This window comes from Sulfitobacter sp. W074, from assembly GCF_025142275.1.
GTDB classification, from domain to species: domain Bacteria; phylum Pseudomonadota; class Alphaproteobacteria; order Rhodobacterales; family Rhodobacteraceae; genus Sulfitobacter; species Sulfitobacter profundi.
Genome location: NZ_CP081130.1, coordinates 1,223,166 through 1,246,192 on the forward strand (window position 1 = coordinate 1,223,166; position 23,027 = coordinate 1,246,192).

Annotated in this window: 21 protein-coding genes and 1 tRNA gene; 15 read left to right on the forward strand and 7 right to left on the reverse strand. The window is 61.3% G+C overall.

Annotation, left to right across the window (positions count from 1 at the left end; genetic code table 11):
* Positions 1-2: 2 nt before the first annotated feature.
* A complete protein-coding gene (locus K3762_RS06080) occupies positions 3-782 on the reverse strand; it encodes a sulfotransferase (RefSeq protein WP_132445815.1) in 780 nt (259 codons plus the stop codon).
* Between the two features lie 146 nt (positions 783-928).
* On the opposite strand from K3762_RS06080, the gene K3762_RS06085 reads away from it, so the two are divergent.
* From K3762_RS06085 to K3762_RS06100, 4 genes are read left to right on the forward strand one after another with little or no spacing between them, the layout of a single operon-like run.
* Complete coding sequence (locus tag K3762_RS06085) at positions 929-2,977, forward strand: HAD-IIB family hydrolase (RefSeq protein ID WP_132445818.1); 2,049 nt, start codon at positions 929-931, stop codon at positions 2,975-2,977.
* A complete protein-coding gene (locus tag K3762_RS06090; protein WP_260012326.1) occupies positions 2,974-4,131 on the forward strand; it encodes a glycosyltransferase in 1,158 nt (385 codons plus the stop codon). The genes K3762_RS06085 and K3762_RS06090 overlap by 4 nt, the downstream gene beginning before the upstream one ends.
* Positions 4,103-5,047: a glycosyltransferase family 2 protein gene (locus K3762_RS06095; RefSeq protein WP_132445824.1), complete on the forward strand. Its 945-nt coding sequence runs from the start codon at positions 4,103-4,105 to the stop codon at positions 5,045-5,047. The genes K3762_RS06090 and K3762_RS06095 overlap by 29 nt, the downstream gene beginning before the upstream one ends.
* Entirely contained in the window at positions 5,044-6,201 is a 1,158-nt protein-coding gene (locus K3762_RS06100) for a glycosyltransferase (RefSeq protein ID WP_132445827.1), read from the forward strand. Before K3762_RS06095 ends, K3762_RS06100 begins: the two co-directional genes overlap by 4 nt.
* Here K3762_RS06100 and K3762_RS06105 read toward each other — a convergent pair.
* Positions 6,198-6,947 (reverse strand): Crp/Fnr family transcriptional regulator, encoded by a 750-nt coding sequence (locus K3762_RS06105; protein ID WP_132445830.1) that lies wholly within the window; start codon positions 6,945-6,947, stop codon positions 6,198-6,200. The two genes, K3762_RS06100 and K3762_RS06105, sit on opposite strands and share 4 nt — an antisense overlap.
* A 372-nt stretch (positions 6,948-7,319) precedes the next feature.
* Here K3762_RS06105 and ileS point away from each other — a divergent pair, with 372 nt between their 5' ends.
* Both ileS and K3762_RS06115 read left to right on the forward strand, forming a co-directional pair.
* Positions 7,320-10,241: an isoleucine--tRNA ligase gene (ileS, locus tag K3762_RS06110; RefSeq protein WP_132445833.1), complete on the forward strand. Its 2,922-nt coding sequence runs from the start codon at positions 7,320-7,322 to the stop codon at positions 10,239-10,241.
* 246 nt (positions 10,242-10,487) lie between these two features.
* Complete coding sequence (locus K3762_RS06115; protein WP_120350611.1) at positions 10,488-10,943, forward strand: methylated-DNA--[protein]-cysteine S-methyltransferase; 456 nt, start codon at positions 10,488-10,490, stop codon at positions 10,941-10,943.
* Positions 10,944-10,958: 15 nt separating this feature from the next.
* Here K3762_RS06115 and K3762_RS06120 read toward each other — a convergent pair whose 3' ends face one another.
* On the reverse strand, positions 10,959-11,654 hold the full coding sequence (locus K3762_RS06120; protein ID WP_120350612.1) for a phosphatidylcholine/phosphatidylserine synthase: 696 nt from the start codon (positions 11,652-11,654) through the stop codon (positions 10,959-10,961).
* Positions 11,655-11,922: 268 nt separating this feature from the next.
* Between K3762_RS06120 and rpmB the strand changes: the two genes are divergently transcribed.
* Both rpmB and K3762_RS06130 read left to right on the forward strand, forming a co-directional pair.
* Positions 11,923-12,222: a 50S ribosomal protein L28 gene (gene rpmB, locus K3762_RS06125; protein WP_067625199.1), complete on the forward strand. Its 300-nt coding sequence runs from the start codon at positions 11,923-11,925 to the stop codon at positions 12,220-12,222.
* 256 nt (positions 12,223-12,478) lie between these two features.
* On the forward strand, positions 12,479-14,131 hold the full coding sequence (locus K3762_RS06130; RefSeq protein ID WP_067625202.1) for a BCCT family transporter: 1,653 nt from the start codon (positions 12,479-12,481) through the stop codon (positions 14,129-14,131).
* Positions 14,132-14,152: 21 nt separating this feature from the next.
* Here the strand turns inward: K3762_RS06130 and K3762_RS06135 are convergent, their stop codons facing one another.
* Positions 14,153-14,851: an NAD-dependent deacylase gene (locus tag K3762_RS06135; protein WP_132445836.1), complete on the reverse strand. Its 699-nt coding sequence runs from the start codon at positions 14,849-14,851 to the stop codon at positions 14,153-14,155.
* A 6-nt stretch (positions 14,852-14,857) separates the two neighbouring features.
* Positions 14,858-15,853 carry a LysR family transcriptional regulator gene (locus tag K3762_RS06140; protein ID WP_260012330.1) on the reverse strand — a complete coding sequence of 332 codons (996 nt, stop codon included), beginning with the start codon at positions 15,851-15,853 and terminating at the stop codon, positions 14,858-14,860.
* Positions 15,854-16,044: 191 nt separating this feature from the next.
* On the opposite strand from K3762_RS06140, the gene K3762_RS06145 reads away from it, so the two are divergent.
* The 6 genes from K3762_RS06145 to K3762_RS06170 all read left to right on the forward strand — a co-directional run bounded on the left by K3762_RS06145 (position 16,045) and on the right by K3762_RS06170 (position 19,297).
* The gene (locus K3762_RS06145; RefSeq protein WP_260012332.1) at positions 16,045-16,920 is read left to right on the forward strand and encodes a carbon-nitrogen hydrolase family protein; all 876 of its coding nucleotides are present in this window, start codon (positions 16,045-16,047) and stop codon (positions 16,918-16,920) included.
* Between the two features lie 81 nt (positions 16,921-17,001).
* Positions 17,002-17,220: a translation initiation factor IF-1 gene (gene infA / locus K3762_RS06150; RefSeq protein ID WP_005978431.1), complete on the forward strand. Its 219-nt coding sequence runs from the start codon at positions 17,002-17,004 to the stop codon at positions 17,218-17,220.
* Between the two features lie 89 nt (positions 17,221-17,309).
* On the forward strand, positions 17,310-17,888 hold the full coding sequence (locus tag K3762_RS06155; RefSeq protein WP_260012333.1) for a nucleoside triphosphate pyrophosphatase: 579 nt from the start codon (positions 17,310-17,312) through the stop codon (positions 17,886-17,888).
* Entirely contained in the window at positions 17,885-18,919 is a 1,035-nt protein-coding gene (locus K3762_RS06160) for a ribonuclease E/G (protein ID WP_260012334.1), read from the forward strand. The genes K3762_RS06155 and K3762_RS06160 overlap by 4 nt, the downstream gene beginning before the upstream one ends.
* The gene (locus K3762_RS06165; protein WP_067625290.1) at positions 18,916-19,107 is read left to right on the forward strand and encodes a DNA gyrase inhibitor YacG; all 192 of its coding nucleotides are present in this window, start codon (positions 18,916-18,918) and stop codon (positions 19,105-19,107) included. The genes K3762_RS06160 and K3762_RS06165 overlap by 4 nt, the downstream gene beginning before the upstream one ends.
* 115 nt (positions 19,108-19,222) lie before the next feature.
* Positions 19,223-19,297, forward strand: a tRNA-Phe gene (locus K3762_RS06170).
* Between the two features lie 536 nt (positions 19,298-19,833).
* Here K3762_RS06170 and K3762_RS06175 read toward each other — a convergent pair.
* Both K3762_RS06175 and K3762_RS06180 read right to left on the reverse strand, forming a co-directional pair.
* Positions 19,834-20,271, reverse strand: a complete 438-nt coding sequence (locus K3762_RS06175) for a hypothetical protein (protein WP_260012337.1) — start codon at positions 20,269-20,271, stop codon at positions 19,834-19,836.
* 11 nt (positions 20,272-20,282) lie between these two features.
* Positions 20,283-20,642: a hypothetical protein gene (locus tag K3762_RS06180; protein ID WP_260012339.1), complete on the reverse strand. Its 360-nt coding sequence runs from the start codon at positions 20,640-20,642 to the stop codon at positions 20,283-20,285.
* 367 nt (positions 20,643-21,009) lie between these two features.
* On the opposite strand from K3762_RS06180, the gene K3762_RS06185 reads away from it, so the two are divergent.
* The gene (locus K3762_RS06185; RefSeq protein WP_260012340.1) at positions 21,010-22,968 is read left to right on the forward strand and encodes a DUF262 domain-containing protein; all 1,959 of its coding nucleotides are present in this window, start codon (positions 21,010-21,012) and stop codon (positions 22,966-22,968) included.
* Positions 22,969-23,027: the final 59 nt, after the last annotated feature.

Here is a 23,027-nt window from a genome sequence, read left to right on the forward strand (position 1 = left end):
GATCAGGCCGCTGCGACCGCCTCCCGCACGGCGCGCAGCGGGTGTTGGATCAGGCCGGGCCAAGGTGAGACCTGCAACCCGGGGGCATAGCCCCACCGCGCGGCTTCCTCCGCCTGTTCCGCCGTCATCTGCGGGACCCCGGTATAGCTTTGGTTGCCATCCGCGATGCCTTCGGGCAGCGCCGCTTCGGAAAGGTCGATGAAACGCGCGATCCGGCGCAGGGCGCGGGGGGCGTCGGCGACGATGTCCTCGTAGCGCAGCACCATCACCGCATGAAGATAGGGCAGGTCGCCCAACATCTGCGCTTGAGCCGCGATCCAGTGATCGATCAACGCCTGTGGCGGGGCATCGACCCATGCGGCGACGGAGGCCGCGACCGCTTCGGGGTGGCGCAGGACCACGATGAATTGCGACATCGGAAAGAGGTGCTGCATCAACCGCATGCGGGTCAGGTTCACCGGCGATTTCTCAACCCGCCAGCGCAGGTCGGGGGCGAACCACGGCGCCCAGTCCTGCGTCAGCCGGGTCTTTGTCCCCAAAGTGTTGAGCGGGTGGGCCTCGGTCAGATGTTCCTGTGGATTGGTGGCGAAATGCATGGGCCGCCCGGATTGCGCCGTATGGGGGATGGCCCCTTGCAGATAGACGCCTTCATTCTCGGGCGCTGCCGATCCGGTGATGCCGCCCGCGCCGGGCAGGGCATTGGCCAGCCGATTGACCAACGACGTGCCAGAGCGGTGCAGCCCGCCGATGAACAGATAGCGCGGAGGGATCTGGGAAGGCATTGGCGGGCTCTGATTGGGGCTGGGCAGGGTACAGTGGCTAGAAGCTAGGACCGCCATGCCCGCCGTCGAGAAATGTATGCATTAACATTTGTTATCGGAACGGAGAGGGCGCGAGGGGGGTCACCTCTCCATAAGGAGACCCATTCATGTTCATTTGCCACATTGCCCTCGGGGGGTGCCTCACGGCGCCGTCTGTCAACTATGGCGTGACCGAAGATACCGGCGGTCACATCGCCTATATCTTGGGGGCCGCCCGCGCGCAGGCGGCACGGGGTGATGTGGATTTGGTGCAGATCGTGACCCGTGCTTTCGATGAGCCGACGCTCGGGGCGGTTCACGCGCAGACCGAACAACAGGTCAGCCGCAGCCTGTCGATCCGGCGGCTTTGGACCGCGCAGCGGGGGTATCTGAGCAAAGAAAACCTTGCCGCGGAAATTCCCGCACTGGTGGATGCTTTTCTAGAGGATTTGGCGCAGACGCAGCGGTTGCCGGATGTGATCCACGCGCATTTTGCCGATGCGGCGCAATTGGCACTGGAGGCGCGCGCGCGGTTCGGCATCCCGGTGATCTATACCCCGCATTCGCTGGCGCTGAGCAAATCGGGGCCTGCAGTAGATACCGACCGGGTCGCGGCGGAACGGCGCGCGCTGCTAGAGGCGGATGCGGTGGTGCTGTCTTCGCGCGATGAGGCAGAGGTGCAGGTCGCCGCCTATGGGGCGGATGCGCAGGCGCGGGTGCACCGTGTCTCTCCGGGTGTGTCGCTGCGCCGCCCGGCAGAGGCCGGGGCGGGCCGCGCCTTGCTGGCGGATAGGCTGAGCGATCCCGACCGCCCTACGCTGCTGGCCGTGGCGCGCCCCGTGGCCCGCAAGAACCTTGCAACCTTGGCGCGGGTCTATGCGGACAGCCCTGCGCTACAGGCGCGGGCGAACCTTGTGATCCTCGCAGGGCAGCACGGCGATGCGCTGCAGGCGAATGCAGAGGCCCGCGCGGAACTGACCCGCCTGCGCGAGACGCTGGAGGTGCCAGCGTTGCGGGGCAAGGTGGCATTGCCGCCCAGTCATACGCAGGGCGATGTGGCCGCACTTTATGACCGCGCGGCGCAAACGGGCGGGGTTTTCGTGAACCTCGCGCTGCATGAACCCTTTGGCCTGACCATGTTGGAGGCGGCCTCTCATGGGTTGCCGGTGGTGGCGACGCAAGAGGGCGGGCCTGCCGATATCGTGGCGGACCTTGGCCATGGCATCTGTGTGCCCCCCCGCGATGTGGAGGCGATAGAGGCGGCGCTGTTGAAGCTTTTGGACGAGCCTGCGTTTTGGGCGGAAGCATCGGAAGCTGGGCGCGCCAATGTCGGGCGCTACGACTGGTCGAAATGGGCCGAGGAGGTGCAGTTTATCTGTGAGGATATCTGCCACCCTACACCGCTCACAGAGGCGCCGGTCATGTTGGCCAGCGATATCGACAACACGCTAACCGGCTGCGCGCCTTCCGCCGCTTTGTTCAAAGCATGGATCGCCCGCGACCGCCCTGTATTTGCGGTGGCCACGGGCCGCAGCCTGCCAGAAGCCCGCCGGGTGCTGCGCGAGTGGAACCTGCCCAGCCCGGGTGTGTTCATCACCTCCGTGGGGACCGAAGTTTATCTGCCCGATGCAGAAGGGCGGCTCTGTCTGGACGAGCGTTTTGCTCAGAAGCTTGATGCGGGCTGGGACCGTGCCTGGGTGGAACGGGCGCTGAAGGAATTTGGCTTCAACTGGCAAGCGCGGGTTGAGCAGCGGCGCTGGAAGCTCAGCGGGTTTGGCGACATGCGCATCGCACGCCGGTTGGAGCGGCATCTGGCGCGGCGCGGGGCGGCGGCGCAGATCGTAGCCTCCCATGGGCGATTGATTGATGTTCTGCCCTTGGCCGCGGGCAAGGGCCCTGCGGTCTGTGCCGCGGCGCGGCGGTTGGGCATGCCGATGGACCGGGTCGTGGTGGCCGGGGACAGTGGCAATGATTTCGATATGTTGCAGGCCGTGGAGGATGGGCCGGGCCGGGGCATTTTGGTCGGCAATGCGATGGACGGGCTGCGCGAACGTCTGAGCGGCAGGCGGCTCTACCATGCCCGCGCGGCCCATGCGGCGGGGGTCTTGGAAGGGCTTGAGACCTTTGGTTTCGCCCTCAACGCGATGGAGCCGCCAGTCAAGATGGTGGCGCAATGACGCGGCCCATCGGTTACTTCGTCCACCATCAGGGCCGGGGCCATGCGGAACGCTGCGCCGCGGTGGTCAACGCGCTGCCGGAAAGCCAGCCGGTGGCCGTCTTTTGCGCCAAGCCCGATATCTTTCCCGCCTTCACCCGGCAGGTTGAGCTTATTGCCCTGCCGTCGCTCTTTGAGCCCACAGGATACGAAGACATCAACGATACCACCAGCGCGCCGGACACGGTGCATTGCGCGCCGCTCGGCTGGCCGGGCATTCGGCAGGCCATGGCGCAACTGGCCTCTTGGTTTGCCAGCGCCAACCCGGTGCTAATGATCAGCGATGTCTCGGCGGAGGTGGCCCAACTGGCACGGATCTGTTCGGTGCCGCATGTAAAAGTGTTGCAACACGGCCAGCGCAGCGATCCGGGGCATCAGGCGGCCTATGACGGGGCGGTTGGCTTACTTTGCCCCGCTGCAAAGGCGCTGGCGCAGCCTGATTGGCCCGCGCGGCATGTGGGAAAGACGCATTTTGCCGGGGGTTTGGGGGTCGACGTAAAACGACCCGATCCGGCGCGGCGCGCGATGTTGCGCGACCAGCTTGGCATCGCGCCGGATCAGCGCATGGTGGTTGTCATGTCAGGCGGGGGCGGCACCGGATTTGCCTCGGCGCCCTTTGGCATCGCGGCGCGGGCGCTGCCTGAGACGGCATTCGTCACCATCGGTCGGATGGCGCGGGATTGGCATGCGACCGAACCTGCGAACCTGCACCATCACGGTTGGGTCGATAACGCGGCGGATTATCTGGCGGCGGCGGATATGGTCGTGGCCTCGACAGGCAATACCACCTGTCATCAGATCCTCGCCGCCGAGACGCCGTGGCTGGCCGTGCCGGAGTGGCGCTATTTCGATGAACAGATCGAAAAGGCTGCGGCGCTGCACCGCGCGGGGGCGGCGCATCATCTGCCGCATTTCCCGTCCTCTGCCGGGGCATGGCGCGCGGCGATCCAACGCACGTTCGATACCCATGACCCTGCCCTGCAACGCGCTTTGGTCGACGAAGATGCCGCGGCTAAGACCACCCGTTGGCTGACCGGCCTGACCGATCAGTTGCTATCCGAAACATCCAATGAAACCGGAGATTTACATGACATCGTTCACCCCATCCGTGCCTGAAAACACCACAGTCAGCGCGCTGACGCTTGCGCGGGGGCGGGCGGCGCATCTGCGCAATGTGATCCTTGGCCTGACCCGTCAGACCCGGCAGCCGGATGAACTGGTGATCGGGGTCATGCAAGACAGGCTTTATGACGATCTGCCACAGACCGATTTCCCGATCCGGCAGGTGCAGGTCACGGGCCGCGAACTGCCGCTGTCACGCGCGCGCAATACCGTCGCGGCAGAGGCCATGGGCGATTGCCTTGTCTTTCTCGACGTGGATTGCATTCCGGCCCCAGAGTTGATCGCCGACTATATGGGCTATGCGGTGCCGGGCAACGGGCTGATCATGGGCGAGGTCAATTACCTCCCCGCGGGCACGGCGACCGAGGGATGGAGCTATGACACGCTCAAAGCCGTGGCCGTGCGCCATTCCGACCGCCAAGGACCGCCCGCAGAAGGGCTGAAGCGCTGCAACGATTACCGCTGCTTCTGGTCGCTGAACTTTGCCATTCACCGCGCGGATTGGGACCGCTCCGGCGGGTTTGACGAACGTTTCACCGGCTACGGGGGCGAGGATACCGATTTTGGCCGCGAATTGGACGAACGCGGCGTGCCGATTCACTGGGCAAAGGGGGCGAAGGTCTTTCACCAGCATCACCCGCATTGCATGCCGCCGATCCACCACATCCCATCGATCCTGCGCAATACCGAGATCTTTGCCGACAAATGGGGCCACCGTACCATGAACCACTGGCTCACCGCTTTTCGCCTGATGGGTTTGGTGGGGGCTGATGGCGATGCGCTGGTGCAGCTGCGCGAACCGGATGCAGATGACTTTGCGCTTTGTGAGCAGCAGTCAGACCAGCCCTATGCCAATACCGCGCGTGTGCTCCGCTATCTGCGGGGCGAAGAGCGGATCGCGGCGGAATGACCCTGCGCATCGCCATCGTCGGCCATATTCGGCACCCCATCGCCCCGCCGTTCAAGGGCGGGATGGAGGCTTTTACCCATAGCCTCGCCCGTATGCTTGCCGAGCGGGGCCATGACGTGACCCTGTTGGCCAGTGGCGATAGTGCAACGGGTTTGCCGCCGGGTGTCAAACTGCTGCCGATTTGCGAGGCGCATTACGACGCGCGCTATCCGTGGCATGAGTTTCACGGCACCGATGCGCTGAACGACCACCTCGATGCCTGCTACGCCCGCGCCGCGCGACTGCTGCTGGAGGGGCGCTTTGACGTGGTGCACAACAACGCACTGCACCGCTACCTGCCGCGGCTCTCGCGGGCAGAACGTCTGCCGATGGTCACTTCATTGCATATTCCGCCCTTCAAAGTGCTGCGCGGCGCGCTGATGGATGGGGCGGCGCCATGGCATCTGTCCTCTGTCGTGTCGGCTCGGCAGCGCGGCATCTGGTGGCCCGAGGGCGCGCCGAAAACGGCGCATGTGGTGCACAACGGGATCGACCTATCCGAATGGCCCCAAGGCGGGCCGGGCGACGGAAGCGCTGTCTGGGCCGGGCGCATTACCCCGACCAAGGGCACCCATCTGGCGGCAGAGGCGGCGCAGATCGCCGGGGTGCCGCTGCGCATCTACGGCGTGGTGGAGCATCAGGACTACTTTAACGATATGGTAAGACCGCATCTTTATGACGATGTGGCCTATGTTGGGCATTTGAATACACAAGCCCTTGGGCAGGCCTATGGCAGGGCGTCGGTGGCGCTGTTTACCCCGCAGTGGGAGGAACCCTTTGGCCTCGCGGCGGTAGAGGCGATGGCGACGGGCCTGCCAGTGGCCGCGACGCCGCATGGGGCGGTTGAAGAAGTGTTGGGCGAGGCGGGCGTTATTGCTGTGGATGACAGCCCCGTGGCCTTGGCTGAGGCACTGCGACAGGCGCTCGCGATCCCCGCCGAGGTGCCGCGCGCCCGTGTGGCGCGGCTGTTTGATGCGCAGGCGATGGTGACAAAGTTCGAGCGGCTTTATCACGCGGCCCTAGCGCAGGGCGACGTGGCCGTGCCGCACAGAACATATCCGGCGATCGCCCTGCATGTGGAGGGTGCGGATCGGCCTCTGGCAGAGGCAGGTTAAAGGGCCGCTTCGGACTGCGGCATATAGAGGTAGGCAGGCTCGAACTGGCCGACCTTATGCAGCCCCGCGCGGTCATGGATCAGCAGTTTGCCGCCCGTTACGGCACAGCAGCCGTGTTCGCGCAATTCGCGCAATGTCCGGCTGACATGCACCGAGGTGAGGCCGGTAGCATCGGCGATGTCGGTCTGGCGCAGGTCGAAGGGCAGGCTTTGACGCTCCATACCGTAGGCGGCGGACATGCGGGCATCAAACTCGCTCAGGAAATTCGCGACCCGGGCGAGCGCGCGCATGGCGCTGTTGCGCATCACCCAATGGCGGTGGATGGAGGCATCGACCAAAGTCATGAGCCAGAGGTTCCGGGCCATTTCGACATCGCCATTCAGCAATTCGCGCAGCGGCTCATGCGCGATCATGGCGACCCGCGTATCGGTCAGCGAAATGACGTCATGGTCTAGCCGTTTGAGCGGGAAGGCATGCAGATCGACAAACTCTCCGGGGAACTGCAGGGCGACGAACGTGCTCCGCGCGCGCTGCCCGCGGGGCACGCTGCGGGCGATGAGCCCATCCAGCAGCAGCAGGCTATAATCTAAGAAATCACCCCTGCGGCTGATCACGGCGCCCGGCGTAAATTGCTTGTGCTGGGTCAACAGCGGCGCAAGCCTAGCCCATTGCGCACCGTCTAGATGGTCCACCATGCCACAGGGCTTGACCGACATATCGTTGTAAAAGGAGTCTTTGATCGTCACACGTAAGTCTTTCGCCCAATGAAAATGACGCGGGTCCTTAAATGCAGGGTCCGCGGGCTATATCTTTTATCGAAAGGCTTATGATGCTGTTTTTGCCGAAAAATTCAAGGGAAGGCCCGGGGATCATAAAAAATGTTAAGTTTGGCGGGCGGCGCATGTGGCAGGATTTTCAGCACGGATTGTTGCGCTTCTTCCGGGGCTTGTCGGGGCAGGGGGGGCTGTTTATAAGCGCCCCTATGACACGCCTCACCGCGATCATTATTCGAATTATATCCCCGGCGCTCTGAGCAATTGAGACGCCGGGCCGAGGTGCTTGAGCCATTCGCACCGACCGAGATTGAATAACCCCCATATGCCTAAAGGACGCTCCCCATGTGCGCCGAGACCCCCGACTACAAAGCCACGCTGAACCTGCCCAAGACCGATTTCCCCATGCGCGCCGGATTGCCCAAGCGCGAGCCCGGCTGGTTGGAGCGGTGGGAAAAGATCGGCGTCTATGACCGCCTGCGCGAGAAAGAGGGGCGTCAGCCCTTCACGCTGCATGACGGCCCTCCCTATGCCAACGGGCATTTGCACATCGGTCACGCGTTGAACAAGACGATCAAGGACATGATTGTGCGCAGCCATCAGATGATGGGCTATGACGCGCGCTACATCCCTGGCTGGGACTGCCACGGCCTGCCGATCGAATGGAAGATCGAAGAGCAGTACCGCAAGAAGGGCCGCGACAAGGATCAGGTGCCGATTAATGAATTCCGCGCCGAATGTCGCGAGTTCGCCCGCGGTTGGGTCGACGTGCAGCGCGAGGAATTCAAGCGTCTGGGCATCACCGGCAATTGGGAAAACCCCTATCTGACCATGGATTTCCATGCCGAGCGTGTCATCGCCGAGGAATTCATGAAGTTCCTGATGAACGGCACGCTTTATCAAGGCTCGAAGCCCGTGATGTGGTCGCCGGTCGAAAAGACCGCGCTGGCCGAAGCTGAGGTCGAGTATCACGACAAGGAAAGCCACACTGTTTGGGTGAAGTTCAAGGTCGTCGGCACAGAAGGCGATCTGGACGGCGCGCAGGTGGTGATCTGGACCACGACGCCTTGGACCATGCCCTCGAACAAGGCCGTGGTGTACGGCGAGGGCATTTCCTATGGCCTTTACGAAGTGACCAGCACACCGGACGAATGCTGGGCCAATGTGGGCGAGCGTTTCCTGCTGGCCGATGATCTGGCGGCGGATGTATTTGCCCGCGCCCGTCTGGAAGACGGTATGTGGAACCGTGTGCGCGGTGTCGAGAATGACGAATTGGCCAAGATTTCGCTTTTGCACCCGCTGGCCGGCGCCGAAGGGGCGGAGGGCGAGTGGGATGATCCGCGAGATTTCCGTGCCGCCGATTTTGTGACTTCGGACGAGGGGACTGGCTTCGTGCACTGCGCGCCGTCGCACGGTCTTGAGGAATACGAGCTTTACCGCGATCTGGGCATGCTGCCGCAGGTCATCACTTATAACGTCATGGAAGACGGGCGTTTCCGCGATGATCTGCCGTTCTTTGGCGGCAAGGCAATCCTCAAGCCGAACGGCAAAGAGGGCAACGCCAACAGCGCGATCATCGACAAGCTGGTTGAGGTCGGCGGGCTGCTGGCGCGTGGCAAGATCAAGCACAGCTACCCGCACAGCTGGCGCTCCAAGGCGCCGGTGATCTACCGCAACACGCCGCAGTGGTTTGCCGCGATCGACAAGGTTGTCGGCGACGGGCTGGATACGCATGGCAAAACCATCCGTGAGCGCGCGCTGACCGAGATCGACAACGTCAACTGGACGCCGAAATCGGGCCGTAACCGCCTGCATTCGATGATGGAGGCGCGGCCTGACTGGGTGCTGAGCCGCCAACGTGCTTGGGGCGTGCCGCTAACCTGTTTCGTGCGCAAGGGTGTCGCCCCAACGGATGAAAATTTCCTGCTGCGCAATCCTGAGGTCAATCAGCGTATCGTTGAGGCCTTCGAGGCCGAAGGCGCGGATGCGTGGTATGCGGAAGGCGCGAAAGAACGCTTCCTTGAGAACATCGTCGATCCGGCAGAGTTCGATCAGGTGACCGACATCCTCGACGTTTGGTTTGACAGCGGCTCGACCCATGCCTTCACCCTGCGCGACCGTGAAGACGGGACCGAGGACGGCATCGCTGACGTTTATATGGAAGGCACCGACCAGCACCGCGGGTGGTTCCACTCCTCGCTGTTGCAGTCTGTGGGCACCACGGGCCGCGCGCCTTACCGCAACGTGGTGACGCACGGTTTCACGCTGGACGCGAAGGGCATGAAGATGTCCAAATCCATCGGCAACACCATCGTGCCCGAGAAGATCGTCCAGCAATATGGCGCCGATATTCTGCGGCTTTGGGTGGCGCAGACCGATTACACCGCCGACCAGCGGATCGGGGATGAGATCCTCAAAGGCGTGGCCGACAGCTATCGCCGCTTGCGCAACACCATGCGCTATATGCTCGGCGCGTTGAATGATTTCAGCGAGGCGGACCGGGTTGATCCGGCAGATATGCCGGAGCTAGAGCGGTGGGTGCTGCACCGGGTGGCGGAACTCGACAAGGTGGTGCGCGACGGCTTTGCGCGCTTTGACTTCCAAGGTGTGTTCCAGGCGGTGTTTACCTTTGCCACGGTCGATCTCTCGGCCTTCTATTTCGATATCCGCAAGGACGCGCTTTATTGCGATGGCGATACCCTGCGCCGCCGCGCCGCGCGCTCGGTGCTGGATATCCTGTTCCACCGTTTGACGACATGGCTGGCGCCGGTATTGGTCTTCACCATGGAAGAAGTCTGGCTCGAGCGCTTCCCCGGTGACGCATCTTCGGTGCATCTGGTGGATATGCCCGAAACGCCCGAGGCATGGCTGAACCCGGAACTGGCCGCGAAATGGGCCAAGGTCCGTGCCGCGCGCCGTGTGGTGACGGCGGCGCTGGAGGTGCAGCGGACCGAGAAGGTGATCGGTGCCTCGCTCGAAGCAGCCCCCGTGGTGCATGTGGCCGATGAGGCGCAGCGCGACGCATTGGAGAGCGTGTCTTTCGAAGATGTGGCGATTACCTCGGACATCACCGTAACCGGCGACGAGGCCCCGGCTGAGGCTTTCCGCATGCCCGAGGCGCAGGGCGTCGCCGTGGTGTTCGAAAAGGCCGAAGGCGAGAAATGCGAGCGTTGCTGGAAGGTGCTGCCGGATGTCGGCACCCATGAGTATCCCGGCGTTTGCGGGCGCTGTGATGAGGCGGTGCGTGAGGCTTTGGCGGACGCCTGAGCCAGCATTAGAACTGAAAATGGCGGGCGGCGGTTTATCTGTCGCCCGTTTTTCTTTGCGCGACCCTGATCATATGTCCTGCCCGGTGGCACACCCGCTGGAGGGCAATTTTGCAGCGTTTCCACAGATCGCACCTTCAGCGCCTCTTGGACGCCCATGCCCGCCGGAAAGGTAGCAACGTCCCCTAGGGAGGGCGATGCCCTTAGCGCTCTTTCGCACATGTGATTTCTGGCGCAGAGTGGCGCGATGAAACAAGCCTCCCTCTCCACGCCCTTCGGCGATCTGACCCTGACCGAAGAGGACGGAGCGATCACGGCGCTTGGGTGGGGGCAGGCAGCGCGGCAGGATCGCTCGGATCTGCTTGATGCCGCGCTGCGCCAACTCAAGGAATACGCGACAGGCGAGCGTCAAAGCTTTGACCTACCGTTGCGCGTTATGGGGAGCGATTTCCAGCGTGCGGTCTGCACCGCGATTCTTGCGATTCCCTTTGGCCACACCCGCACCTACGGAGAGATTGCCCGCGACCTCGGCGTGCCTGCGCAAGCGGTCGGCGGGGCCTGTGGCGGCAATCCGATCCCGGTCATTATCCCATGCCACCGAGTGATGGGGGCGAAGGGTCTGACCGGCTTTAGCGGGGCGGGCGGGGTTGAAACCAAGGTCGCATTGCTGCGCCATGAGGGCGCGGCGGGGCTGCTGATTTAACCCCGCGAGGCAGGCTCAGTCTTCGGCGAGGGGGATCAACTGCTGCGCAGCACCAGCACAGATCAGGTAGATCGAGGTGATCACCAGACCCCAATGGGCCCAGCTTTCGGGGTGAAAGTTCACCCAAGCCGACCAGCCCGCGAAGAAGGTCCATGCCAGCGCCATGGGCAGCGTCACGGGGCGCCAACGCTCGGTCCGGACGGGGTGCACGAATTTGATCGGCAGAAACATCGCTGCGGCAAGGATCGTTACAACAATCAGGCTGATCCACCATTCGGGCTGCAACGCAAAGAGCACCAGCACCAACATGTTCCAGCAGCCGGGAAAACCTTTAAAGGAATTGTCCTTTGTTTTCATTCGGGTGTCGGAAAAATACATGACACTGGCAAAGGTGATTATAATGATCATCGCCCAACCGCTCCAGCCATCCATCAGGCCCGAGGTGAACAGCGCGAAGGCCGGGATGAAGACATAAGTGAGATAGTCGATGATGAGGTCCATCAAGACACCATCGAATTCGGGGGCGTTGGTCTTCACATCGTATTTGCGCGCCAGCGGGCCGTCGATACCATCGACGAAGAAGGCGATCACCAGCCAAAGGAACATCAGGTCCCATTTCTCTTCCACGGCGGCGAGCATGGCAAGCATTGCCAGCACCGCACCGGTGGCAGTGAAAAGGTGAACGAAAAGAGCGCGCATCTGTATGGTCATGTGTCTGCATCGCAAATCCGCCGGGGGGATGCAAAGGAAACTCTGGCGTGGGCGGCAAAAACCAGCGTAGCAAAGGCGGGTCAGCGGGGGCGCAGTTGACGGGGCCGGGCGTTGCGCAGGAAATATGCCCAAGTCCCGCGCTTCGGGTTGACGGCTACCGCGATTCCCCTTAAAGCCAGCGAACCAATTCAGGGTCGGCTCTGCGCGGCCCCCACGTTATGTGTTTTTCCGGATCGCTGGAAGGACACAACAGCAAAAGGATGAACCCATGTCGCGCCGTTGCGAATTGACCGGAAAAGGCCCGATGACGGGCAACAACGTAAGCCACGCTAACAACCGTACACGCCGTCGGTTCTTGCCGAACCTCAACGACGTGTCGTTGCAGTCCGAAGCACTGGGCCGCGCGTTCAAGCTGCGCATCTCTGCCGCAGCCCTGCGCAGCGTCGACCACCGCGGTGGTCTGGACAAGTTCCTGGCGAAAGCCAAGGACGTTGAACTGTCCGACAATGCGTTGAAAATCAAAAAGGCCATCGCGAAAACCAGCGCGACCGCCGATGTGCTGAGCTAAGGCTTACCACAGACCAGATTGGGGCCTCGATCCGAAAGGATCGGGGCCTTTTTCGTTTTGGGCTTAGGTCTTTCTTAAGGGTTTCCCGGCTATCAGGATGGCACCCCGCGCTGCCATTGGCGGTTTTGTTGCGCAGGGGTATGTTTTTATTCGGGAAACCTTGGAAATGCGCCCTAATTGATCCTCTGACATTTGTTGTTCTGGCCATGCTACCTGCCAAGCGGGGCTCAGACCGTGCATCAAGATCGGAGATTTCATGACTGACCCCACCCCCGGCACGCCAAACTCTAGCCCGCCCTCGGGCACGCCCGCCGACACGAATGAGATCGAGACTGATTTCGAGGTTGGCCAAGACAACATCGACGGGACATTGGGCCCGCTGGGCTTTGACATCCACAACCCGGTCTTCATGGTGTCCGGCCTGACGGCAGTGGCCTTTGTGCTGCTGACGATGCTTTTCCCGGATCAAGCCGGGGTGGTCTTCCTTGCTGTTCGGGATTTCGCCACCACCAAGCTGGACTGGCTGTTCATGATCATCGTGAACATCTTCGTTATCTTTTGTATCGTGCTGATTTTCTTGCCCATCTCCAAAGTCAGGCTTGGCGGGAAAGAGGCCGTGCCAGAGTATTCCTACCTTGCTTGGTTCGCCATGCTTTTCGCCGCGGGCATGGGCATCGGGCTTTTGTTCTTTGGCGTGCTTGAGCCGGTGTATCATATGAACGTCTCTGGCCCCTTGGGGGTGCCCCTGCCGATTGCCGAAGATGGGTCGATCATACCTGAGAATGTCGAGGCCGCCCGCGCCATGGGGCTCGCGGCGACCTTTTACCACTGGGGGCTGCATGGCTGGGCGGTCTATGCGATCATGGCGCTGGCCTTGGCCCTGTTTACCTATAACAAGGGGCTGCCATTCTCGATCCGGTCCTGTTTCTATCCGCTTCTGGGTGATCGTGTCTGGGGCTGGCCGGGGCATATCATTGATATCTTGGCGGTTTTCGCGACGCTTTTTGGTCTTGCCACATCGCTTGGCTTGGGCGCGCAGCAGGCCAACGCGGGGTTCAACTTTGCCTTCGGGCTTGAAATTTCGACCAACGTGCAGGTGGTCATCATCCTTTTGGTCACTGCCGTGGCACTGGTGTCGGTCTGGCGCGGGTTGGACGGCGGGGTAAAGATCCTGTCGGAGGTGAACATGATCGTGGCGGTCCTGTTCTTCCTCTTTGTGCTGTTCGTGGGCCCAACGTTGGTGGGGCTTGATGGCTTTTGGACCGGCTTGGTGGCCTATACGCAAGAGATCATTCCGCTTTCCAACCCCTTTGGCCGCGATGACGACGGCTACCGCGAAGGGTGGACGGCGTTCTATTGGGCGTGGTGGGTATCTTGGGCCCCTTTCGTGGGCATGTTCATCGCCCGGGTCTCACGCGGGCGCACGGTGCGGGAGTTTATCATCTGCGTGCTGCTGATCCCCTCCCTCATCATCTTTATCTGGATGGGCGTCTTTGGCGGTATTGCGATTGATCAAATCCTGACCAGCCCCGAAACATCGTTGGTGAAGGCCAATGTGATCGACAGCTATTCGCCGGAACTGTCGCTTTTCGGGATGTTGAATGAACTGCCTTTCACCAAGGTTGCCTCGACCATCGCGATTCTCTTGGCGCTGGTGTTCTTTGTTACCTCGTCGGATTCGGGGTCGCTGGTTGTCGATACGATCACCGCGGGGGGCAAAATCGACGCGCCGGTCCCGCAGCGTATCTTTTGGTGCATCGTCGAAGGGTTGATCGCCATCGTGCTGTTGATCGGCGGCGGGCTCTCGGCCCTGCAGGCCGGGGTCACGGCGACGGGTGTGCCCTTTGCAATCTTGATGCTGGTGATGTGCTATACGGTCTACAAGGGTCTGCGCAGCGAACCGCGCTGAGACTATCTGGCGCGCCGTAACTTAGCGGCGCGCCGCCAAAACCTCTGCCACCCATTCGGGGACCGTCTGGCTGGCTGGCCCGATGCGATGCTCCGCGAACTGATTGCCCACGGCAGAGCGTTCGAGATTGAATTCAATCGTATGCGCCCCGGCGCGGCGGGCCTCGGCGACGAAGCCGGCGGCGGGGTAGACGTTGCCGGAGGTGCCAATCGCGGCAAAGACATCCGCCTCGGCCAGATGATCAAAAAGTGCGTCCATCTCATAGGGCATCTCGCCAAACCAGACGATATCGGGCCGCGCGGCGGGGGCGTTGCAGGCGGGGCAGGGATCCCCCGGTGCCATGACCATGGGCGCAGGCCAGCGGTAATCGCAGGCGGCGCAGAGCGCGCCTTTGAGGGCGCCATGCATGTGCATCACCTGTCGCGAGCCGCCCTGTTCGTGCAGATCATCGACATTCTGGGTGATGACGACCACCTCGCCGTCAAGCTCGGCCTCTAGCCGGGCGAGGGCACGATGTGCGGCGTTGGGCGACACCTCGGCCGCCTGTGCGCGGCGGGCGTTGTAGAAATCGACCACCAGTTTTGGATTACGGGCGAAGCCTTCGGGGGTGGCCACGTCTTCGACGCGGTGCTGCGCCCAAAGGCCATCGGAGGCGCGGAAGGTTTCAAGCCCGCTTTCGGCAGAGATGCCCGCGCCAGTAAGGATCACGATCTTGGTCATGGGGTATTATTCTCCGATCGGGTCTTCGGCTTCAAGCACGTGAAACCCATCCGCCAGCCACGGCAGCTGCGCGATGGCAGGGGCGATCATATGCGTCTGCATCAACTGCCGCATGGTCTGGGCAATGTCGCGCGGCACCGGGCCAGACCATTCGGCCCCGGCGAAGAGCGAAATCGTCCGGGCGGGCAGCGGGGTGTTCAGGGGGGCGGGCAGGGGATGCGCGGCCAGCCGGTCGTGGAAACGGGCGGCGCGCATGTAGCCCAAGGGCGTCGTTATCGCCCAGCCAATGCCCCGTGCCACCATGGCCATTAGTGCCAGATGGCTGCCGATCTCGAACCGTGCGCGCAGGTTGTGGCCCTGCGCGGTAAGATGTGCCTCGATCTGTCGCGCGATCAATTGGTCGGCGGCGTAGCGCAAAAAGGGTAGGTCGGTGCTGCCGCACAGCAGGGCCTCGGGGTCATAGGGCGCGCCCGCAGGGGTAACGAGGATGAAGGGGTCGCGGGCCAGCGGGTATTCCAAAACCCCGTCAATCGGTCCGTCGATCTGCGCCGAAAGCGCCATATGCAGGCTTTGATCGCGGAGCGCCTGGGCCAGTTCGTTGCTGCCTGCGGTGATCATGCGAAAGCGGCACCCGGTCAGGCTGTCGCCAAGGATTGTGGCAAGGCGCGGGGTCAGGTCATCGTCGAAATCATCAATCACACCGAGGTTCAGCGCCTCCAGATGGGCCAGATCCATCACCGTGACTTCGCTCTGCGCTTGGCGCAATTCGCTGAGCGCCTGTTCGGCCCGGCGCAGAAACATCTGCCCGGCTTGGGTCAATCGCATGGGGCGGCGGGTGTGATCGACCAGTTCCGCCCCGATGGCGGCTTCGAGGTTGCGCATCTGCTGGCTGACGGCGGGCTGGCTGAGCCCCGTGGCCTCTGCTGCCTGCGCCACCGATCCGCTGCGCGCGAGCGCCTCAAACACTTCGATGCCCCGAAGGGTGATGCCTTTGTTCAGCATGTGGTCCCAACTCTTTCGGATCTTGTGAAACCATGGGCGGCTCAGGTCAAGCATTTGCCCATCGAAGTGGCAGCATATCTGTTGATTTCGGGAAAGCGACGGGAGGCGCTTCGGGCCCACGGGCCGCCCCCTTGAAGCCGCCGCCAAAGCTGCGCAGACTGCGGGCAAACAGCCCTCAGGAGCCTCTCCGAATGAAAATCGCCACAGCTGCCTATCCGCTCGATGTTCTGACCTCATGGGCGCAGTACGAAGACAAACTGGCCCATTGGGTCGCCGAGGCCGCGGTGCAGGGGGCGGAACTGCTGGTTTTTCCCGAATATGCCGCGATGGAATTGGCCACGCTGGATGGGGCCGAAGTGGCCGCCGATTTGGAGCGCTCGCTTTTCTCGGTCTCGGACAAGCTTGAGGAAGCCGACCGGCTGCACGTGAAGCTCGCCGCCGAGCACAATGTGCATATCGTAGCAGGCTCTGGCCCCGCGGCGACCGAGAGCCGTCCGGTCAACCGCGCGCGGCTGATCACGCCTACGGGGCAGGTGGGGGTGCAGGACAAGCAGATCATGACCCGTTTCGAGCGTGAAGAGTGGGGCGTGATCGGAGGCAATGCGCTTCAGGTTTTCGAGACCGCGATTGGCAAGATCGGGATTTTGATCTGTTATGACAGTGAGTTTCCCCTGCTGGGCCGGGCGCTGAGCGATTGCGATGTGATCTGCGTGCCCAGTGTCACCGAAACGCTGGCGGGCTATTGGCGGGTGCGCATCGGATCCATGGCCCGCGCGTTGGAGAATCAGTGCATCACGGCGATGTCTTCGGTGGTGGGCGCGGCGGATTGGTCCGAGGCTTTGGGGCAGTCTTTTGGCGCGGGGGGGATTTTCTGCCCGCCGGATCGCGGCTTCCCGCCGACGGGCATTTTGGGCCTGCGCGAGGTGAACGCCCCCGGCTGGACCATTGCAGAAGCCGATTTGGCGCAGGTCGCCGAGGTGCGCGCAGATGGCATCGTTTTGAACCGAAAGGACTGGCGAGACCAGATTGGCCGCGACGGAAAGGCGATAAACGTCGCTTTGCGCTGAATCCCCCTTGAAAAAGCGCAAAAATGCGCCCATTTAAGCCTGCGCCCTCAAATTGGAGGGTTTTGTGCTCAAGGAGAGACCATGGCCAAGGAAGATACGCTCGAATTTCCCGGTGTCGTGAAGGAACTCCTGCCTAACGCGACGTTTCGGGTCGAGCTGGAAAACGGCCATGAGATCATCGCGCATACGGCAGGCAAGATGCGGAAAAACCGCATCCGTGTTCTGGCTGGCGACAAAGTTCAGGTGGAAATGACACCCTATGATTTGACCAAAGGTCGGATCAACTATCGCTTCAAGTAAGCGGCACCGCGTTCGCGCGTTGCGCGGCGCAGGCGGGGCCGTGCGCGGCCCCGACCGGGCTGCCGGCCTCAGGCAAAGAGGCCCATAAGATGCAGTTCATTCTCGGATCAGGATCACCGCGCCGGTTGGAGCTTTTGGCCCAGATCGGCGTGGTCCCCGATGCCATCCGCGCCCCCGACATTGACGAGACACCCCATAAGGTCGAACTACCGCGCCCCTATTGTGCCCGCATGGCGCTTGAAAAGGTGGCGGCTGTGCCCGCTGGGGCGGATGACATCGTGCTCTGCGCGGACACCACTGTGGCGCTCGGGCGGCGCATCCTCGGCAAGCCCGAGGATGAGGCTGAAGCCGAAGCTTTCCTGCGGTTGATGTCGGGCCGTCGGCATAGGGTGGTCACTGCCGTTGCCGTGAAGCGGGGCGACAAGCTTTGGCAGCGCGATGTGCAAAGCAACGTGAAGATGAAATCTTTATCCGAGCCTGAGATTCGCCGCTACCTTGCCACCGGCGATTGGCGCGGCAAGGCGGGTGGATATGGCATCCAAGGCCCCGCCAGCGCGCTGATCCCATGGATCAGCGGCTCATTCACCGCAATCGTCGGCCTGCCATTGGCCGAGGCTGCGAACCTGCTGCAAGCGGCAGGCTACCCATTTGACGGAGGTGCCGCATGAAGGGCCGTACGATCATTCTTGACCATCTTGGCGATGTTGAAGCTGCAGCACTCATGGTGGATGGCAAGCTGGACGATTTTCTGGTCGACAGCGATGCGCCGCGCGTTGGCACCGTGTATCGCGCGATTGCCGACCGCCCGGTAAAGGGGCAGGGGGGGATGTTCCTAAAGACCCCCGATGGGGCGGCTTTTCTGCGTCAGATCAAAGGGATGGCCCCCGGCCAGACGATCCTTGTGCAGGTCTCGGGCCATGCTGAGCCGGGCAAGGCGATTCCGGTGACCAATAAGCTTCTGTTCAAATCGCGTTATGCCATCGTGACGCCAGATGCGCCGGGGCTGAACATCTCGCGCTCTATCAAGGACGAAGAAGAACGTGACCGACTGCTGGAAATCGCTCATGAGGCCGCAGGCGGTGCTGATCTGGGTCTGATCCTGCGGTCCTCCTGCGCCGGGGCCGATGGCGAGGATATTGCCGAGGATATCGCGAATATGTTGGCGCTTGCGGATACCGTGGCCAATGACGACGCGCAGGAGATGGAGGTGCTGAGCGAAGGCGATGGGCCGCATCTGCTCGCATGGCGCGATTGGACCGCGCCCGCCGAGGTGGTGACCGAAGCCGGGGGCTTTGCCGATCATGGGGTATTGGAAGAGCTTGACCGCGTGTCCTCCTCCCAAGTGTCGCTTGGTGGCGGGGCGTCGATCTTTGTCGAGCCGACCCGCGCGTTGGTGGCCGTGGATGTGAACACGGGCAGTGACGCCTCGCTCGCGGCTGGGGTGAAAGCCAATATGGCCTGCGCCAAGGCGCTGCCCCGCGCGTTGCGTCTGCGCGGGCTGGGCGGGCAGATCACGCTCGATCTGGCCCCCATGCCCAAGAAAGACCGCCGCACCTTCGAAAGCGCGCTGCGTGCGGCCTTCCGCGCCGATGACGTGGACACGACGCTGGTCGGTTGGACGCCTTTGGGTCACTACGAATTGCAGCGTAAACGCGCCCGTCCGGTGCTGGCGGAGGTACTTGCAGGGGCAGGACTATGAGCTGCCCGATCTGCAAAGCCGAAACCATCAAGGCACACCGCCCCTTCTGCTCGCGCCGCTGCGCCGACATCGATCTGGGCCGCTGGTTCAGCGGAAGCTACGCCGTCCCCTCGCGCGATCCTGAAGACGTTGAAGCAGCCATCGAAGCCGCCGAAGCAGCACAAGACCGCCCCGCAAAGCCCCATTAAGACAGGATAATTTGCGTTTCGTGAAAAGAAGTGGGTTTCGGGGCAAAATGGGGCTGGACACCCCGCGCTACAGGTCCTAGAACCCGCTCACCCGATCTCGAAAGAGGTGACCCGTGCCCGGGTAGCTCAGGGGTAGAGCAGTGGATTGAAAATCCTCGTGTCGGTGGTTCGATTCCGCCCCCGGGCACCATTTAATTCTCCAGATATAACTGATTGGCCCAATGAAATAAGGGCTTGTGGCCGATTTCTGCCGTTGCAGAGGCCTGGTTTGCTACAGGAATTGCTACAGTAAGCGCTACGGTTACCAAGTCTTCTATAGCGAGGAATGGGAGGCTTTGTGGTCGCCTCTCGAAGTGGATCTGCTAAGTAGTCATTTGCAAGGACCTTCCAAGGGGGAGGGGCGTTCGGCCAGGCGGCCGGGCAAGAACCATTGCGGATCCGTCTGAAAGTCCGCGTAGATCCCGTGGTATCTGCACTGACCTCTGCGGTCCGGGGCAGATTTGGCTCGGCTGGTAGGGGCCCAAGAAAAAAGGGCCTCAACCTTCAGTGTACGAACGACAAAACCCCTTTGACCGCGGTCTGACCCCGCATGTGACTGTAGTTGTGTCACGCCTGTGACATCTTCAGTAAGTCTTTTGTGGCAGGCTTGAGTTGTATGTTCTCGGCCGTCTTTCGGAACGGCCAAGTAATGCTGCATTGCCTAATCTGGCGACACAGGTGCGCCAATCAGGTATATTCACCGCGGAGGTCCGCAGCGATCCGTTCCCCTTCCAGCATGTTCTGGACCGCCGCTAACCGCGCGGCGAGATCCCTCAGACGGCTACGCAGGTCGATAGCCGCGAGACCGTAGGGAGCCACGACTCTCTCTTCGCTCGGTGGATTGATGTCCCATTCCTCAGCTGGGATGTAATGAACCGTCGTCGCAGCCAGGATGACCGGTTCGAGGCGCTCAGCCAGCTCTTTCACAGCAAGATGTTCGCCCTTCTTGAAGATGGTGAGGCCTTCAATCCTGTTTCTCAACGCCAGCACATCGGCGAGCAGCACTCCATCGAGCGCCGCGGTTTCGTCAGCCCGGGTTATCGCGTCCAGCGTCTTAGCCGTGGTGTCGAGGGCAGCTTCGATTTGCGAGGTAAGGTTGTCCTGCAGCATAGGGGTCTCGTTCATTTCAGTTCCTCTTAGTGTTCGCCGGAGAAAGACTGATCCGCACAGGCCTCTTCGAAGGCCTGTCGGAGTTCATTCGCCAGTAAGGAGATTTCTTCGACCTGCGGTGATGCGGGGTCGAGTGCTGCGTAATAGGCAGCTTCGGGGCGGAGCGGATCATGCACATGTGCCAGAGAGAGAAGATCTTGGAGAGCGGACACTTCGCGACCGGCGCGACCGTGCAACGAGTTTTCGGTCCAGAGCGTCTCGAACAGACACTGAATCCGTTTAAGCCAGGGCCGCCCGCCCAGTAGGAGGGCCGCGTTCTGAAGAGCCTCGGCATTTTCTTGGATGAAGTGGTGAACGCACGTAGGTCTGGTGGGGATATCGAACATCTTGTCTCCTCGGATAATGTCCTCAGCGGAGCGCCTCGGACGACAAGAGCCGGAGCTTCTGCATGCGGAAGAAGCTGTTCGACTGCCTCCCGGAAGTTGGGGGAACTTGAGGATCTGATACGAGCTCCCTAATCTTCGGTGTTGGCAAAGAAGACATTGGCCAAAAGCTTTAGAACCGAAGGGCTACATTGCAAATTTCTAAAATTTTTTCTGCAATTGCCTGAAAGATTATGATTTTTTGATCATAAGTTAGCAAGTATAGGTGTGAACCAGTTTTGGTTCCTGAAGACTACAAACTATCAGGGGTTGCGCGGGACCGGATGGCTGCGGCAGGGTGATTTCAACCGAAATTTCTGCGGTGTCACAAATGAATATTACGTCGATCCTGGATTACATCGATAACGGCCACATGGCCCTTCCTGAATTTCAAAGAGGCTATGTTTGGGGGCGCGAACAGGTACGGGGCCTGTTTCAATCGCTATACCGCGGTCATCCTGTCGGAAGTCTGCTGGTCTGGGCGACCAGTGCTTCCACTGCCGCCCATAGAGGGGATGGGAAACTTGCCCCGGGGGTGGTCAAGCTGTTGCTTGACGGTCAGCAACGTATCACCTCCCTATATGGCGTGATCAGGGGCGAGCCTCCGAAGTTCTTCGATGGCAATCCAAAATCTTTTACCGAGCTTCGCTTCAACCTCGCGACAGAGGAATTCGAGTTCTATCAGCCAATAAAAATGCGTGACGATCCATTATGGATCGACGTCACTCAGCTCATGAAGAGCGGAAACGCTGGCGTCGGAACCTTTATCAACAACCTGAACAGCGTCCCGGAGCATACGGCCCGGCTGGGTGAATATGTCGGCCGCCTCAATCAGTTGCTGGGCATTCGAGACAAGCACTTCCACATCGAGGAAGTCACCGGATCAGACAAGACGCTTGATGTTGTCGTGGATATATTCAACCGTGTGAACAGCGGCGGCACGAAGCTCTCCAAAGGGGACTTAGCGCTCGCAAAAATCTGCGCCGATTGGCCAGAAGCGCGCGACACCATGAAGGCGAGTCTTGTGCGATGGCGAGAGGCTGGCTACGACTTCACGCTCGACTGGTTGCTTAGGTCCGTGAACACGGTTCTGACCGGTGAAGCCAAGTTTCTTTACCTTCATGATCGATCGGCAGACGAGATCTCAGACGCCCTGGCGCGCGCTGTGCGGCATACCGATACGGCTCTGAACATGATTGCTGGCCGACTTGGTCTCGACCACAATCGAGTGCTTTTTGCGCGGTTTGCCGTTCCGGTAATGGTCCGCTTTCTTGAGATGCGCGGCGGGAGGCTTAACGAACGGACCAGAGACAAGTTGCTTTTCTGGTATGTTCAAAGCGGGATGTGGGGCCGCTTTTCAGCGTCCACCGAAAGCGTAATCGACAAGGATCTTGGAATCCTGGAACAAAGCGGCGGGAATCTGGAAAAGCTGATCGACGAGCTCCGGCTATCGCAAGGCGGATTGCGCGTCGAGCCTGGCCATTTTCATAGCTGGAGCGTCGGATCCCGCTTCTATCCTGTGCTTTACATGCTGACCCGCATGACCGAAGCGCGCGATTGGGGGACCGGTCTCCCACTCAAACGAGAACTCCTTGGCAAGATGAGCTCTCTTGAAGTCCATCACATCTTCCCACGGGCCCAGCTCTATAAAGCCGACTACAGCCGCTCTGAGGTAAATGCACTGGGGAACTTTTGCTTCCTCACCAAAGACACTAACCTCGTCATCAGCGACAGACGGCCGGAAGCATATTTCGAAGAAATCGAGGCAGCGCATCCTGGCGCTTTGCGCTCACAGTGGGTGCCGGAAGATCGTCAGCTGTGGAAATTGAGCCACTTCAGGGAGTTCTTGGAAGCCCGAAAAGAGCTGCTTGCCGAGGCCGCAAACACCTGCCTGAGGTCCTTGCTCCATGACGATGTTGATGTTCTGGAAGCAGCCGCTTCGGCAAGGGTCAGCGACCGTGTGCTACTCGGTGGAATCGCAAACGAAGATGAAGCACGCGCGCTGGAAGAACTGAACACTTGGGTGGAAAGTCAGGGGTATGCGAAAGGTGAGATCGCCTGGGACTTGGTGGACGAAAGAACTGGAGAGCAGAAGGCCGTTCTTGATCTGGTCTGGCCCGATGGCATCCAGACCGAGCTCTCTGAACCGGTCGCCGTTTTGCTTGGTGAAGGACCTGAACTCCTGGCCATGGCGAATGAGGCGGGATTCCGATGCTTCACTTCCCTGGACTCTGCCAAGGCATATGTGTCGAGGCTTGAGAATGCTGATCATGCGACAGCGGCAGAATGATTTTGTATTTCCGGAGAGGCAAAGTGATCTCACAAGAGGACTCATAATGGCGGGGTATT

Bases quoted from the DNA above. Each gene is read 5' to 3' on its own strand.
- K3762_RS06080 (WP_132445815.1), bottom strand. From the start codon at position 782: ATGCCTTCCCAGATCCCTCCGCGCTATCTGTTCATCGGCGGGCTGCAC.
- K3762_RS06085 (WP_132445818.1), top strand. From the start codon at position 929: ATGTTCATTTGCCACATTGCCCTCGGGGGGTGCCTCACGGCGCCGTCT.
- K3762_RS06090 (WP_260012326.1), top strand. From the start codon at position 2,974: ATGACGCGGCCCATCGGTTACTTCGTCCACCATCAGGGCCGGGGCCAT.
- K3762_RS06095 (WP_132445824.1), top strand. From the start codon at position 4,103: ATGACATCGTTCACCCCATCCGTGCCTGAAAACACCACAGTCAGCGCG.
- K3762_RS06100 (WP_132445827.1), top strand. From the start codon at position 5,044: ATGACCCTGCGCATCGCCATCGTCGGCCATATTCGGCACCCCATCGCC.
- ileS (WP_132445833.1), top strand. From the start codon at position 7,320: ATGTGCGCCGAGACCCCCGACTACAAAGCCACGCTGAACCTGCCCAAG.
- K3762_RS06115 (WP_120350611.1), top strand. From the start codon at position 10,488: ATGAAACAAGCCTCCCTCTCCACGCCCTTCGGCGATCTGACCCTGACC.
- K3762_RS06120 (WP_120350612.1), bottom strand. From the start codon at position 11,654: ATGACCATACAGATGCGCGCTCTTTTCGTTCACCTTTTCACTGCCACC.
- rpmB (WP_067625199.1), top strand. From the start codon at position 11,923: ATGTCGCGCCGTTGCGAATTGACCGGAAAAGGCCCGATGACGGGCAAC.
- K3762_RS06130 (WP_067625202.1), top strand. From the start codon at position 12,479: ATGACTGACCCCACCCCCGGCACGCCAAACTCTAGCCCGCCCTCGGGC.
- K3762_RS06135 (WP_132445836.1), bottom strand. From the start codon at position 14,851: ATGACCAAGATCGTGATCCTTACTGGCGCGGGCATCTCTGCCGAAAGC.
- K3762_RS06140 (WP_260012330.1), bottom strand. From the start codon at position 15,853: ATGCTGAACAAAGGCATCACCCTTCGGGGCATCGAAGTGTTTGAGGCG.
- K3762_RS06145 (WP_260012332.1), top strand. From the start codon at position 16,045: ATGAAAATCGCCACAGCTGCCTATCCGCTCGATGTTCTGACCTCATGG.
- infA (WP_005978431.1), top strand. From the start codon at position 17,002: ATGGCCAAGGAAGATACGCTCGAATTTCCCGGTGTCGTGAAGGAACTC.
- K3762_RS06155 (WP_260012333.1), top strand. From the start codon at position 17,310: ATGCAGTTCATTCTCGGATCAGGATCACCGCGCCGGTTGGAGCTTTTG.
- K3762_RS06160 (WP_260012334.1), top strand. From the start codon at position 17,885: ATGAAGGGCCGTACGATCATTCTTGACCATCTTGGCGATGTTGAAGCT.
- K3762_RS06165 (WP_067625290.1), top strand. From the start codon at position 18,916: ATGAGCTGCCCGATCTGCAAAGCCGAAACCATCAAGGCACACCGCCCC.
- K3762_RS06175 (WP_260012337.1), bottom strand. From the start codon at position 20,271: ATGAACGAGACCCCTATGCTGCAGGACAACCTTACCTCGCAAATCGAA.
- K3762_RS06180 (WP_260012339.1), bottom strand. From the start codon at position 20,642: ATGTTCGATATCCCCACCAGACCTACGTGCGTTCACCACTTCATCCAA.
- K3762_RS06185 (WP_260012340.1), top strand. From the start codon at position 21,010: ATGAATATTACGTCGATCCTGGATTACATCGATAACGGCCACATGGCC.